Annotated in this window: 14 protein-coding genes; 13 read left to right on the top strand and 1 reads right to left on the bottom strand. The window is 75.0% G+C overall.

Annotated elements, in window-relative coordinates; genetic code table 11:
- The first annotated feature begins 53 nt into the window (after nt 1-53).
- From dacB to CNO22_RS07730, 10 genes are all read left to right on the top strand, one after another.
- Complete coding sequence (gene dacB, locus CNO22_RS07775; protein ID WP_232806875.1) at nt 54-1,472, top strand: D-alanyl-D-alanine carboxypeptidase/D-alanyl-D-alanine endopeptidase; 1,419 nt, start codon at nt 54-56, stop codon at nt 1,470-1,472.
- Nucleotides 1,473-1,517: 45 nt separating this feature from the next.
- On the top strand, nt 1,518-2,603 hold the full coding sequence (locus tag CNO22_RS07770; RefSeq protein ID WP_232806874.1) for a zinc-dependent metalloprotease: 1,086 nt from the start codon (nt 1,518-1,520) through the stop codon (nt 2,601-2,603).
- 7 nt (nt 2,604-2,610) lie between these two features.
- The gene (gene tilS / locus CNO22_RS07765) at nt 2,611-3,651 is read left to right on the top strand and encodes a tRNA lysidine(34) synthetase TilS (protein ID WP_100498817.1); all 1,041 of its coding nucleotides are present in this window, start codon (nt 2,611-2,613) and stop codon (nt 3,649-3,651) included.
- Complete coding sequence (hpt, locus tag CNO22_RS07760; protein ID WP_100498816.1) at nt 3,648-4,235, top strand: hypoxanthine phosphoribosyltransferase; 588 nt, start codon at nt 3,648-3,650, stop codon at nt 4,233-4,235. The genes tilS and hpt overlap by 4 nt, the downstream gene beginning before the upstream one ends.
- 296 nt (nt 4,236-4,531) lie before the next feature.
- Nucleotides 4,532-6,520: an ATP-dependent zinc metalloprotease FtsH gene (gene ftsH, locus CNO22_RS07755; protein WP_100498815.1), complete on the top strand. Its 1,989-nt coding sequence runs from the start codon at nt 4,532-4,534 to the stop codon at nt 6,518-6,520.
- Entirely contained in the window at nt 6,517-7,137 is a 621-nt protein-coding gene (gene folE, locus CNO22_RS07750) for a GTP cyclohydrolase I FolE (protein ID WP_100498814.1), read from the top strand. The genes ftsH and folE overlap by 4 nt, the downstream gene beginning before the upstream one ends.
- On the top strand, nt 7,134-7,994 hold the full coding sequence (folP, locus tag CNO22_RS07745; protein WP_232806873.1) for a dihydropteroate synthase: 861 nt from the start codon (nt 7,134-7,136) through the stop codon (nt 7,992-7,994). The genes folE and folP overlap by 4 nt, the downstream gene beginning before the upstream one ends.
- Nucleotides 7,987-8,361, top strand: a complete 375-nt coding sequence (gene folB / locus CNO22_RS07740; RefSeq protein WP_100498813.1) for a dihydroneopterin aldolase — start codon at nt 7,987-7,989, stop codon at nt 8,359-8,361. Before folP ends, folB begins: the two co-directional genes overlap by 8 nt.
- Nucleotides 8,358-8,864: a 2-amino-4-hydroxy-6-hydroxymethyldihydropteridine diphosphokinase gene (gene folK / locus CNO22_RS07735; protein WP_100498812.1), complete on the top strand. Its 507-nt coding sequence runs from the start codon at nt 8,358-8,360 to the stop codon at nt 8,862-8,864. The genes folB and folK overlap by 4 nt, the downstream gene beginning before the upstream one ends.
- A gap of 5 nt (nt 8,865-8,869) precedes the next feature.
- Nucleotides 8,870-9,367, top strand: a complete 498-nt coding sequence (locus tag CNO22_RS07730) for a DUF3180 domain-containing protein (RefSeq protein ID WP_232806872.1) — start codon at nt 8,870-8,872, stop codon at nt 9,365-9,367.
- Nucleotides 9,368-9,420: 53 nt separating this feature from the next.
- Here CNO22_RS07730 and CNO22_RS07725 read toward each other — a convergent pair whose 3' ends face one another.
- Nucleotides 9,421-10,593, bottom strand: a complete 1,173-nt coding sequence (locus CNO22_RS07725; protein WP_100498810.1) for an ABC transporter ATP-binding protein — start codon at nt 10,591-10,593, stop codon at nt 9,421-9,423.
- Between the two features lie 3 nt (nt 10,594-10,596).
- Between CNO22_RS07725 and CNO22_RS07720 the strand changes: the two genes are divergently transcribed.
- The 3 genes from CNO22_RS07720 (at nt 10,597) to CNO22_RS07710 (ending at nt 13,375) form a co-directional block, all read left to right on the top strand.
- The gene (locus CNO22_RS07720; RefSeq protein WP_198588175.1) at nt 10,597-11,319 is read left to right on the top strand and encodes an ABC transporter permease; all 723 of its coding nucleotides are present in this window, start codon (nt 10,597-10,599) and stop codon (nt 11,317-11,319) included.
- A gap of 73 nt (nt 11,320-11,392) precedes the next feature.
- The gene (locus CNO22_RS07715; protein ID WP_100498809.1) at nt 11,393-12,124 is read left to right on the top strand and encodes an ABC transporter permease; all 732 of its coding nucleotides are present in this window, start codon (nt 11,393-11,395) and stop codon (nt 12,122-12,124) included.
- Nucleotides 12,125-12,367: 243 nt separating this feature from the next.
- Nucleotides 12,368-13,375 (top strand): glycine betaine ABC transporter substrate-binding protein, encoded by a 1,008-nt coding sequence (locus CNO22_RS07710; RefSeq protein ID WP_100498808.1) that lies wholly within the window; start codon nt 12,368-12,370, stop codon nt 13,373-13,375.
- Nucleotides 13,376-13,519: the final 144 nt, after the last annotated feature.

Here is a 13,519-nt window from a genome sequence, read left to right as displayed (position 1 = left end):
GTCGTAGTGTGGCGGATCGAACCCCGGACGACCGCCGGAGGTCGCTGTTGGGGGTGGGCACCATCGCGTCGAGCGGGTCGACGACCGTCACGCCGAAGTACAACCGGCTGCGTCGCAGGCTCCTCCTGGGGGCCCTCACGGTGCTGCTCGTCGTGGCCGCCGGCGTCTGGTTCGTCGTGGCCCCGCGGGGGGACGGCGACGCCACCGAGGTCGCCGCCGCGGAGGCCCGGCTGCCCGACGTGGAGCCCGCCGCCCCGGTGCTCGCTGCCCTGTCGTCGCAGGCCCCCGCCCCGGACGCCACCGTGCTCGCCGGCGAGCTCGCGCCGCTGCTGGCCGCACCCGCGCTCGGCACCGGCGTCGAGGCGCAGGTCGTCGACGTCGCCTCGGGGGAGGTGCTGCTCGACCGGAACGGCGAGGACCCGTCCACGCCGGCCTCGACCGCCAAGCTGCTCACGGCCGTCGCGGCGCTGACCACCCTCGGCCCCGACACGACGATCGAGACCACCGTCGTCGCGGGCGGCGCGCCCGGCGAGGTGGTGCTCGTCGGCGGCGGGGACCCGACACTGTCGCGGACCGTCCCCTCGCTGACCTACCCCGGGGCGCCCACCGTCGCCGACCTCGCCGCCCAGGTGCAGGCCGCGGTGCCGCCGGGCACGCAGTTCAGCCGCGTCGTCGTCGACAACTCGCTGTTCGACGGCCCGCTCACCGCCAGCGGCTGGGGGCCCGGCGACGCGCCGTCCACCTACGCCGCCCCGGTCACCGCGACCGCCGTCGACGGCGCCCGGGTGAGCCCCAGCGAGCTGCAGCGCAGCGGCGCCCCGGGCACCGACGCCGGCAGGGCGCTGGCCGTCGCGCTCGGCGCCCCCGACTCGACCGTCGTCCTGGGCGACGCACCGCAGGGCGCGCAGACCCTCGGGACCGTGCGGTCGGCCCCGGTGGCCCGGCTGGTCGAGCAGGCGCTGTCCCAGTCGGACAACCTGCTGGCCGAGTCGCTGGCCCGCCACGTCGCCCTCGCCAGCGGCCTGCCGGCCACCTTCGAGGGGGCGGCCGAGGCGGTCACCCGCGCGCTGGCCGGCGTCGGCCTCGACGTCACCGGCGTCTCGCTGTCCGACGGCAGCGGCCTGTCCACCACTGACCGGGTCCCGGTGGCGCTGCTGGCCGACCTGCTCACCGGTGCCGCCGACGGCACGCTGGCCGAGGCCTCCGCGGTCCTCTCCGGCCTGCCCGTCGCCGGCTACGACGGCACCCTCGCCGAGCGCGGCGACGAGGACCCGGAGACCGCGCCAGGCTCGGTGCGCGCGAAGACCGGCACGCTGCTCGGCGTGCACGGCCTGGCCGGCACGGTGGTCACCGCCGAGGGTCGGCTGCTGGCCTTCGGCGTCCTCGCCGACGGCGCGCCGGCCAACGGGCTGGCCGCCGAGGCCGCGCTGGACGACGTCGCCTCGGCACTGGCCGCCTGCGGCTGCCGCTGAGACGGGCGGGGCGCGGCGGGCCCGTTCCCGCGTACCGTGAGGCCGGTGAGCAGCTCCACACGGATGGTCGACTGGGACCTCGCCGGACGCACCGCCCGCCGCCTGGCCGGCCCCGGCCCGCAGACCACGCGCGAGGAGGCCGCCGCCGTCGTCCGTGAGCTGCACGAGGCCGCCGCCACCGCCGTCGCGCACGTCGAGGGCCTCACCGGGCTCACGCCCGTGCCGGGCGGCCCGGTGCCCGAGGTAGCCGTCGTCGACCGGCCCGGCTGGGTCGACGCCAACACCCAGGGGATGTCCGCGCTGCTGGACCCGCTGGTCGACGCGCTCGCCGCCCGGCAGGACTCCCGGCCCGGCCCGCTGGCCACCGCGATCGGCTCCCGCGCCACCGGTGTGCAGGCCGGCGGCGTACTCGCCTTCCTCTCCTCCCGCGTGCTCGGCCAGTACGAGGTCTTCGGCACCGGTGGCCGGTTGCTGCTGGTCGCCCCGAACATCGTCGACGCCGAGCGCCGGCTGGGCGTCGACCCCAGCGACTTCCGGCTGTGGGTGTGCCTGCACGAGGTCACCCACCAGCTGCAGTTCACCGCCGTCCCGTGGCTCAAGGACCACCTCGAGGCGCAGATGGCCGAGTTCGTCGAGGTCACCGACCTGGACCCCGACGTGCTCCGCGACCGGCTCGGCGACGTTCTGCGCAGCGTCCTGGACGCGGTCCGCGGCGAGGGCGGCGGGGACGACGCCGGGCTGATGGCGCTGGTCCAGGACCCCAGGCAGAAGGCCGTCCTCGACCGGGTCACCGCCGTGATGAGCCTGGTCGAGGGGCACGCCGAGTACGTGATGGACGGCGTCGGGCCCGACGTCGTTCCCTCGGTCCGGACGCTGCGCAAGCGGTTCGCCCAGCGCCGCAAGGGCCGCGGCCCCATCGACCGGGTGCTGCGCCGGCTGCTCGGCCTGGAGCAGAAGATGAAGCAGTACGCCGAGGGCCGGGTGTTCGTCGGCGGGGTCGTCGACCTCGTCGGCATGGAGGGCTTCAACCGGGTGTGGGAGGGGCCGGAGAACCTGCCCCGCATCGAGGAGCTCACCGACCCCGCGCGCTGGGTCGAGCGGGTGCACGGCCGCCCCGCCATCCCCGCCTGAGGACGCGGTGGCCGGTCCGCCCCGGGCCGTCGCGGTCCTGCGGACCGCCGTGCGGCCGGGCCTGCGGGGGAGCGGGCAGCCGGTCCTCGCCGCGGTGAGCGGGGGAGCGGACTCCGTGGCCCTGGCCGCGGCCCTGGCCTTCGAGGCCCGGTCCGCCGGCGTCCGCGTCGGCGCGGTGACCGTCGACCACGGCCTGCAGCCCGGCTCCGCCGAGCGGGCCGACCGGACGGCGGAACTGCTGCGCGGGCTGGGCCTGGACCCGGTGCTCGTCCGCCGCGTGGCGGTCGGCGCGGACGGCGGACCCGAGGGTGCTGCCCGCTCGGCGCGGTACGCGGCGCTCGCCGCCGCGGCCACCGACCTTGGCGCCCGCGTCGCGCTCGGGCACACCCTCGACGACCAGGCCGAGACCGTGCTGCTGGGGCTGGGCCGCGGCTCGGGCCCGCGCTCGGTGGCCGGCATGGTCCCCGAACGGACGACGGACGGCGTCCTCTGGTGGCGCCCGCTGCTCGGCGTCCGCCGGGCCACCGCGCGCCGGGCGTGCGCGGACCAGGGCCTGCCGGTGTGGGACGACCCCTGGAACGCCGACCCCGCCTACACCCGCGCCCGGCTGCGCGGCGAGGTGCTGCCGCTGATGGAGGAGGTCCTCGGCGGCGGGGTCGCCCCCGCCCTCGCCCGCACCGCCGACCTGCTCCGCGAGGACCTCGACGCCCTCGACGAGCTGGCCGCGTCCGAGCTGTCCCGCCTCGCCGGAGGCCAGCAGCTCCCGACCCACCCCCTGCCCGCCCGCGAACTCGGGGCGCTGCCCGCGGCGCTGCGCCGGCGGGTGCTCCGCGGGTGGCTGCGCGGCGCCGGCGTCCCCGACGTCCAGGCGGTCCACCTGCGCGCGGTCGAGGCGCTCGTCACGCACTGGCGGGGGCAGGGCCGCGTGGACCTACCCGGCGGTGCAGGAGCCCTCCGGACGTCTGGCACGCTGGTGCTGTCGCCCCCCGTCGTGCGGGGCCCCCGTCCCGAGGACGCACCCCACACCCGCGAGGAGTCCCGCCCGTGAGCGAGCCCGCCACCGCTCCAGCAGAGCTCGGCAACGACCACGGCTACGGCCCGGACATCGACCACGTGCTGCTCAGCGAGGAGCGGATCCAGGCCAAGATCACCGAGCTGGCCGACCAGGTCGCCCGCGACTACGCCGGGCGCGAGGTGCTCCTCGTCGGCGTCCTCAAGGGCGCGGTGCTGTTCATGAGCGACTTCGCGCGGGCGCTGCGGCTGCCCACCCAGATGGAGTTCATGGCCGTCTCCTCCTACGGCTCGGCCACCAGCTCCTCCGGCGTCGTGCGCATCCTCAAGGACCTCGACCGCGACATCAGTGACAGGCACGTGCTGGTGATCGAGGACATCATCGACTCCGGCCTGACCCTGTCCTGGCTGCTCAAGAACCTCGGCGGACGGCGCCCGGCCTCGCTGGAGGTCTGCGCCCTGCTGCGCAAGCCCGACGCGGTCAAGGTCGACGTCCCCGTGCGCTACGTCGGCTTCGACATCCCCAACGAGTTCGTCGTCGGCTACGGCCTGGACTACGCCGAGCGCTACCGCGACCTGCCCTACATCGCGACGCTGCGCCCGGAGGTCTACTCGAGCTGAGGCAGGCCGCCCGACGAGCGGGGCCCGGAGGGTCCCCGAGGAGTGGCGGCGGTAGGGCTCCACGCCGGTGGGGGACGGCACCTGGCGGCGGTGTCGCCCGGTAGGGCGACCGGAGGCACTGTCAGCGAGGACGCCGCTGTTGCACAGCTGAGCCACAGGCTCGCCGGTGTACCGTCGATCGCAACGACGCTGCACCGTAGCGCCAGGGTGCCCGCCCGGGCCGCAGGGAGCGTCCCCCGGACGATCAGGAGGGTGGACGGGACAGGCCGGAGCACCCGGCCGCCCGGCATCGGTGTATGGAACGCAAGAAGATCTTCCGCTCCGTGTGGTTCTGGGTCGTCCTCGTCGTCCTGCTGGCGCTGGCGTTCTCCTCGTTGCTGGGTGGTCGGGACGGCTTCCAAGGGGTCAGCACCGCGACCGCGCTCGAGCAGATCGAGAACGGGAACGCCCGCCAGGTCACGATCAACGACAAGGAGCAGACGCTCGACCTCGAGCTGAGCAACCCGGTCGAGGGCAGCGACCAGATCACCGCGTCCTACCCGCTCGGTGCCGCCGACGACGTCTTCGACCTGGTCTCCGGCCTGGGTGGCGGCGACGGCGTCGACTTCGACACCAACGTCACGCAGGACAGCGTCCTGGTCAGCCTGCTGATCAGCTTCCTGCCGTTCGTGATCCTCCTGCTCCTGCTGTTCTGGCTGTTCAACTCCATGCAGGGCGGCGGCCGCGGGGTCATGGCCTTCGGCAAGTCCAAGGCCAAGCAGGTCACGAAGGACACCCCGAAGACGACGTTCGCCGACGTCGCCGGCGCCGACGAGGCGATCGAGGAACTCCACGAGATCAAGGACTTCCTCGCCAACCCGGTCAAGTTCCAGGCCGTGGGCGCGAAGATCCCCAAGGGCGTGCTGCTGTTCGGCCCCCCCGGGACCGGCAAGACCCTGCTGGCCCGCGCCGTCGCAGGCGAGGCCGGGGTGCCGTTCTTCTCCATCTCCGGGTCCGACTTCGTCGAGATGTTCGTCGGTGTCGGCGCCAGTCGCGTGCGCGACCTGTTCGAGCAGGCCAAGCAGAACGCCCCGGCGATCATCTTCGTCGACGAGATCGACGCCGTCGGCCGGCACCGCGGCGCCGGCATGGGCGGCGGCCACGACGAGCGCGAGCAGACGCTCAACCAGATGCTCGTCGAGATGGACGGTTTCGACGTCAAGGGCGGCGTCATCATGATCGCCGCCACCAACCGGCCGGACATCCTCGACCCGGCGCTGCTGCGCCCGGGCCGCTTCGACCGCCAGATCGCCGTCGACCGCCCCGACCTCGAGGGCCGCAAGCGGATCCTCGAGGTGCACGCCAAGGGCAAGCCGCTGGCCCCGGACGTCGACCTGGAGACCGTGGCCCGCCGGACGCCCGGCTTCACCGGCGCCGACCTCGCCAACGTGCTCAACGAGGGCGCGCTGCTCACCGCCCGCAACAACGGCACGGTGGTCACCGACGAGGTCCTCGAGGAGGCGATCGACCGGGTCGTCGCCGGCCCCGAGCGCAAGACGCGGGCGATGAGCGAGAAGGAGAAGAAGGTCACCGCCTACCACGAGGGCGGCCACGCCCTGGTGGCGCACGCACTGCCCAACCTGGACCCGGTGCACAAGGTGACGATCCTGCCGCGCGGCCGCTCGCTGGGGCACACGCTCGTGCTGCCGACCGAGGACAAGTACACCCAGACCCGGTCGGAGATGATCGACACCCTCGCCTACGCCCTCGGTGGCCGGGCGGCCGAGGAGCTCGTCTTCCACGAGCCCACCACCGGCGCCGGCAACGACATCGAGAAGGCGACCGCCATGGCGCGGGCCATGGTCACCCAGTACGGCATGAGCGCCAAGCTCGGCGCGGTGAAGTACGGCAGCAACGAGTCCGAGCCGTTCCTGGGCCGCGACATGGGCACCCGGCCGGACTACTCCGAGGCCGTCGCCGCCGACATCGACGCGGAGATCCGCGCGCTGATCGAGGCCGCGCACGACGAGGCGTGGGAGATCCTGGTCGAGTACCGGGGCGTCCTGGACCAGCTCGTCCTCGAGCTGATGGAGAAGGAGACCCTCTCCAAGGAGGACATGGCCCGCATCTGCGCGCCGGTCACCAAGCGCCCCTCGCTGGCCCCCTACAACGGCTTCGGCAAGCGCACGCCGTCGGACCAGCCGCCGGTGCTGACCCCGGCCGAGCGGGCCGCCCAGAACGGCAACGGCCACATCGGCCACGGCAGCACCGCCGTGGGGGACGTCGGCGCCCCGGCCCAGAGATGAGCGAGCTCCCGGCCGAGGCGGGAGACCAGCTGCTGGAGCGGCGGCTGCGCGGCGTGGACCACGCCCGGGCCGCGGCCGCCGTCCGGGAGCTTCTGCTCGCCGTCGGCGAGGACCCCGACCGCCCGGGCCTGCAGGGCACCCCGGACCGGGTCGCCCGCGCGTACGCGGAGACCTTCGCCGGGTTGTGGCAGGACCCGGCCGAGGTCCTGGCCACGACCTTCGACGAGGACCACGACGAGATGGTCCTGGTGAAGGACATCCCGATGTACTCGACCTGCGAACACCACCTGGTGCCCTTCCACGGGGTCGCGCACATCGGCTACATCCCGGGCGAGGACGGCCGGGTCACCGGCCTGTCCAAGCTGGCCCGGCTGGTCGAGGTCTACGCCCGCCGGCCGCAGGTGCAGGAGCGGATGACCAGCCAGGTCGCCGACGCGCTCTCCGACGTCCTCAAGCCGCGCGGCGTGCTGGTCGTCATCGAGGCCGAGCACCTGTGCATGGCGATGCGCGGCATCCGCAAGCCCGGCTCCACCACGGTCACCTCGGCCGTGCGTGGCATCTTCCGGGACAACCCGGCGACCCGCAGCGAGGCGATGAGCCTCGTGCTGGGCCGGTGACCCCCCTCTCCCTCCCGCGCCCCGGCCACTGCGTGGTCATGGGGGTCCTCAACGTCACGCCGGACTCCTTCTCCGACGGCGGCTGCTTCGCCGACACCGGGTCGGCCGTCGCGCACGGCCTGGCGATGCACGCCTCCGGCGCCGACTACGTCGACGTCGGTGGGGAGTCGACCCGCCCCGGTGCCGACCGGGTGGACGCCGCCGAGGAGTGCCGCCGGGTCGTCCCCGTGATCCGCGAGCTGTCCGCCGCCGGGGTGCGCACCAGCGTCGACACCACCCGGGCCGAGGTGGCCGAGGCCGCCCTGGAAGCGGGGGCGGTCCTGGTCAACGACGTGAGCGGCGGCCTGGCCGACAAGAACATGGCCGAACTGGTCGCCGAGGCCGGCGTCCCCTGGGTGCTCATGCACTGGCGCGGGCACAGCCGCGAGATGTACGCCGCCGCCCAGTACGGCGACGTCGTCACCGAGGTCTGCGCCGAGCTCATGGCCCGGGTGGAGGACGTCGTCGCCGTGGGTGTCGCGCCCGAGCAGCTCGTCCTCGACCCCGGCCTGGGCTTCGCCAAGCGAGCGGAGCACAACTGGCGGCTGCTCGCCGGCCTCGACCGCATCGTCGGCCTGGGCCTGCCGGTGCTGGTCGGCGCCTCGCGCAAGTCCTTCCTCGGCCGGCTGCTCGCCGACGCCGACGGCTCGCTGCGCCCGGCCGAGCAGCGGGACGCCGCCACGCTGGCCACGACAGTGCTGGCCGCGGAGGCCGGCGCCTGGGGGGTGCGCGTGCACGACGCGGGGGCCTCGGCCGACGCCGTCCGCACGGTCGCCGCCGTCCGGGCGGCCCGCCGCGAGGGGGAGCGCCGTGGCTGACGCCCGACCCGACCGCATCGCCGTCCGGGGGCTGACCGCGCACGCCTTCCACGGCGTGTACGAGGCCGAGCGCCGGCTCGGGCAGACCTTCCGCGTCGACGCCGTGCTCGAGCTCGACACCGGGCCGGCCGCCGCCGGCGACGACCTCGAGCGCACGGTGAACTACGCCGAGCTGGCCCGCGCGCTGCACAGCGTGCTGACGGGAGAGCCGGTCGACCTGCTGGAGACCCTCGCCCAGCGGCTGGCCGACGTCTGCCTGGAGGACCCGCTGGTGGACGCCGTCGAGATCACCGTGCACAAGCCGGAGGCCGACCTCGGCGTCCCCTTCGACGACGTCACGGTCACCATCCGGCGGGAGCGGACGTGACTCGCGCGGTCCTCTCGCTCGGCGCGAACCTGGGGGACCGCGCCGCCGCGCTGCGCGCCGCGATCACCGCGCTCAAGGACGACGGCGTGCTGGTGGCCCGCTCGACGCTGTACGAGACCCCGCCGTGGGGACCGGTCGAGCAGCCGCCCTACCTCAACGCGGCGGTCGTCGTGCGCGGCGACCGGGACGCCGCGGGATGGTTGGGCCGCGCCCACGAGCTGGAGCAGGCCGCCGGGCGCACCCGCGACGTGCGCTGGGGGCCGCGCACCCTCGACGTCGACGTCATCACGGTGACCGGGGACGACGGCCGGCCGGTCCTCTCCGACGACCCGGCGCTCACGCTGCCGCACCCCCGGGCGCACGAGCGGGCCTTCGTGCTCGTGCCGTGGGCCAGCCTCGACCCCACCGCCGTGCTGCCCGGGCGCGGCCGGGTGAGCGACCTGCTGGTCGCCCTGCCGCCGGAGGACGTGGCGGCGGTCGTCCGCTGGGAGCACCTGCATTGAGACCGGTGAACCGGCGCGACCTGCTGGTCATCGCCGCCGGGCTGGCCGTCGCCGGCTGGCTGGTGGTGCGGGCGAGCTACGGCTCGCTGCCCGCGCTGCGCTGGTGGCTGCCGGTGCCGCTCGGCGTGCTCGCCCTGGCCGAGGCCCTCGGGGCCCGCACGTTGCGCGCCCGGCTGGCCGCCCAGCGGGACCGCCGCCCCCCGGCCGAGCGCGGCAGCGCGCCGGTCCGGCCGGTCGAGCCCATGCTCGTGGCCCGGCTCGCCGTCCTGGCCCAGGCCAGCGCGTACGTCGGCGCGGTGTTCCTCGGCATCTGGGTGGGCGTGCTGCTCTACGTGGGGCCGGCGGTCGCGCGGCTGCAGACGGCCGGGTCCGACACCGTCACCGGGGTCGTCGGGGTGGTCTGCTCGGGTGCCCTGGTCGCGGCCGCGCTGTGGCTGGAGTCGGTCTGTCGCATCCCGCCGGATCGTGACGACGAGACACCGCCGGGAGCGGTGCGCGGTTGATCATCGTCAGGTGGTGGTCCGACACGCCGTCAGGGCCGACCACTCGCCGATGATCAACCGCCGTCTCGGATCGACCTGCGCAGCGTCGCGTGCACGGCGGCGGGGGTGAGGACGCCGAGGTAGTGGTCGCCGTCGAGCACCGGCACCCACCCGGCGTCGGTCTGCAGGATCGTGGCCAGCGCGGTCCGCAGCGAGGCCTGCACCGGCACCGCGCCGTCCGAGGGGACCACGGCCGAGGCGACCGTCCCCGCACCCGTGGCGCGGTCGGCGGGCAGCCACCCGGCCGGGCGCCCGTCCCCGTCGAGCACCACCGCCCAGCGGGCCCCGCCGCGGTCGAGCGCCGCCCCGACCTCCGCCAGCCCGTCGGCCAGCCCCACCACCGGGGGGTGCTCGAGGTCGGCGGGCTCGATCGGGGTCACGGCGAGCCGCTTGAGCCCGCGGTCGGCGCCGACGAAGTCGGCCACCGTCGGGTTGGCCGGCCGGCCCAGCAGCTCGGCGGGCGGGGCGAACTGCTCGACGTGCCCGCCGGCGCTCATCACCGCGATGCGGTCGCCCAGCCGGACCGCCTCCTCGATGTCGTGGGTGACGAAGACGATGGTCTTGCGCACCGTCTCCTGCAGCCGCAGGAACTCCGACTGCAGCCGCTCGCGCACCACCGGGTCGACGGCGGAGAACGGCTCGTCCATCAGCAGGACGCCGGGGTCGGCGGCCAGCGCCCGCGCGACGCCGGCCCGCTGACGCTGCCCGCCGGAGAGCTGGGCGGGGTAGCGGTCGCCGTGGACGGCGGGGTCGAGCCCGACCAGGGTGAGCAGCTCCTCGACCCGGTCGCGGGTGCGCCGGCGGTCCCAGCCGAGCAGCCGGGGCACGGTGGCGACGTTGGCCCGCACCGTCTGGTGGGGGAAGAGCCCGACGCTCTGGATGACGTAGCCGATGCGCCGGCGCAGCCGATCGGCGTCGACCCGGGTGACGTCCTCGCCGCCGAGCAGGATCCGGCCGGTCGTCGGCTCGATGATCCGGTTGACCATCTTCATCGTCGTCGTCTTGCCGCAGCCCGAGGGGCCGACCAGGACCGACAGCTCCCCGGCGGAGAAGGTCAGGTCCAGCTCGGCCACGCCCACGGTGCCGTCGGCGTAGACCTTGCTGACCCGCTCGAGCCGGATCTCGGGGGCGTCGCCGGCCGCCGGGTCCGTTGCGCGCAGCGACGTGGAGGCGGCAGTAGCGTCCACGGCGTGGCCTCCCTGGGTGCGCTGAGCGCGGCGAGCGCCCCGGCGGCCCCGGTGCTCGCCGCGGACGAGGCGCCGAACCCCTGGTTCGACCCGTCGTACGTGACCGACAACTGGGACACCATTGTGGGCCACCTCGGTCAGCACGTCCGACTCACCGTCGGTGCGGTGCTGCTGGGCGCGCTGATCGCCCTGCCGCTGGCGCTGCTCGCCCGCCGCACCCGCTTCCTGGCCGGCCCGGTCCTCGGTCTGAGCTCGGTCGTCTACACGATCCCGTCGCTGGCGATGTTCGCCTTCCTCGCCCCGTTCACCGGACCGCTGTCGGCGACGACGGTGCTCATCGGGCTCACGCTCTACACACTGGTGGTCCTGGTGCGGAACTTCCTCGCCGGCCTGCAGGGCGTGCCCGCGGACGTGCGCGAGGCCGCCCGCGGCATGGGCTACGGCCCCGCACGGCTGTTCCTGCGGGTCGACCTGCCGCTGGCCCTGCCGGCGTTCATGGCCGGCCTGCGGATCGCCACCGTCTCCACCGTCGCCCTGGTCACCGTCGGCGTCATCACCGGCAACGGCGGGCTGGGGCAGCTGATCATCGGCGGCTTCAACTCCAACTTCTACCGGGCCGAGATCGTGACCGGCGCGGTCGGCTGCGTGCTGCTGGGGCTGGCCGCCGACGTGCTGCTGGCCGGGGTGGAGCGGCTGCTCACGCCGTGGACGCGGGCGGTCACGTGAGCGGGCGCGCGAGCTCGTGCGTCAGCAGGGCTGTGCCACGAGCGCGGACGACGAGCGCCGGTGGGGAGGACGCGTGAGTGCCTTCGGCGAGGCGTTCGTCTACCTCAACGACCCGTTCAACTGGACCCGGACCGGCGGCATCCTCGACCTGCTCGTCCAGCACCTGCGGATCTCCGTGCTGGCCGTGCTGCTCGCCGCCGTCCTCGCCGTCCCCACCGGGGTGCTCCTGGGCCGCAGCGGCCGGGGCGCCGGGGCGGTCGTCGTCCTCTCCAACGTCAGCCGGGCGGTGCCCACCCTCGCCCTGCTCACCGTCCTGGCGGTGACCCCGCTGGGCTTCAGCGAGACCGGCACCGTCCTGGCGCTGGCCGCCTTCGCCGTCCCGCCGATGCTCACCAACACCTACGTGGGCTTCCGCGAGGTCGACCGCGACGTGCGCGAGGCCGCCCGGGCGATGGGCATGGGCCGCGGTCAGCTGCTGACCCGGGTCGAGTTCCCGCTCGCCCTGCCGCTGCTCGCGACCGGCGTGCGGACGGCGGCGGTGCAGGTCGTCGCCACCGCGACCCTGGCCGCGCTGGTCGGCGGGGGAGGGCTCGGGCGGATCATCAACCTGGGTTTCGGCCAGCAGGACCAGGGCGTGATCCTCGCCGGTGCCGTGCTGGTGGCCGCCCTGGCGCTGCTCACCGAGCTCCTCCTCGTGCTGCTCTCCGCGGCGGTGACGCCCGGTCCGCGCCGGTGGCCGCTGCACCGCGTGCGGGCGCCACGTGCGGGTGAGCCCGAGCCGACGTCGTCGGGCGTGCCGATGTGATGAAGGGCCCCCCTGCCCCCACTCGCAGGCCGGCCTCGCCCGGAGGCTCGCGCGAGCTCGCGAGGGCTGAGAGGGGCGAGGTCCTTCGACCCCTGCAGAGGGGCCTTCCGTAACAACCGGGCAACGCCTGGCCGGTGCGCGTGACCGGAGGCGGTGGTCGGGGGTTGCATGGCCTGCGCGGGGCTCCCCCCGCCAGACACGCGCCGCGGCCGTCGGCCGCGCGGGACACAGAAGGCGGGCCACATGCGCAGCCGTGCACAGCTCCTCGTCCCCCTGGCCCTCACCGGGCTGCTGCTCAGCGCCTGCGGCGAGGCCGGCTCCTCGGGCACCGGCGGCGCCGACGCCAGCGGCGGCAGCGCGTCCGGCGACGCCTGCGCCCCCGTGGCCGGCGAGCAGCTGGTCGTGCTCGAGGACGACAAGCAGCTGCAGAACGCCGACAACGTCGTCCCCGCGGTCAACATGGCCACCGCGCAGGCCAACCCGGCCCTGCTCCCGGCGCTCGACGCGGTGTCGGCTGCGCTGACCACCGAGGAGCTGATCGACCTCAACGCCGCCGTCGACCTCGAGCGGCAGAGCGCCGAGGACGTCGCGGCCGCCTGGGTCGAGGAGAACGTCGACACCGCCGCGCTCGAGCAGGGCAGCGGGCCGATCACGGTCGGCGGCGCCAACTTCACCGAGTCGACGATCCTGGCCACCGTGTACGCCGACGTCCTCGGCGCCGTGGGCTTCGACGCCTCGGTGCGCGAGGTCGGCAACCGCGAGCTGTACCTGCCGGCGCTCATCTCCGGCTCGGAGATCCAGGTCTTCCCCGAGTACCTGTCGACGGCGACGGAGTTCCTCAACCGGCAGGTCAACGGCCCGGACGCCGAGCCGGTCGCCAGCGGTGACGTGCAGGAGACGGTGGCTGCGCTGCAGCCGCTGGCCGAGCAGGTCGGGCTGGTCTTCGGCGAGCCCTCGGAGGCCGCGGACCAGAACGCCTTCGCCGTCACCCAGGCCTTCGCCGAGGGGCTCGGCGTCTCGACGCTGTCCGACCTCGCCGCTGCGTGCGGCGACGGCTCGCTGGTCCTCGGTGGCCCCACGGAGTGCCCCGAGCGGCCGTTCTGCCAGCCCGGCCTCGAGGAGACCTACGGCCTGCAGTTCGCCGACTTCCGCGAGCTGGACGCCGGCGGCCCGCTGACCAAGGCGGCGCTGCAGCAGGGCGAGATCTCCATCGGCCTGGTCTTCAGCTCGGACGGGGCGCTGGCCCAGTAGAAGGACCCCGTCCTCCCCACCCCTCGCAGGCTCGCGGCGGGGACACCTCTTACGCCCACCTCCCCCCCGTCCGTGTCGCGCACGCCCCGCCCCTCGTCCCCCCACGCCAACGACTCTCCCGGCCCACACCTTCCCGCCCTCCCA

The sequence above is a fragment of the Geodermatophilus chilensis genome (genome assembly GCF_002802985.1).
In the GTDB taxonomy this organism is placed as follows: Bacteria; Actinomycetota; Actinomycetes; order Mycobacteriales; family Geodermatophilaceae; genus Geodermatophilus; species Geodermatophilus chilensis.
This window is presented reverse-complemented; position numbering and strand designations above follow the sequence as displayed.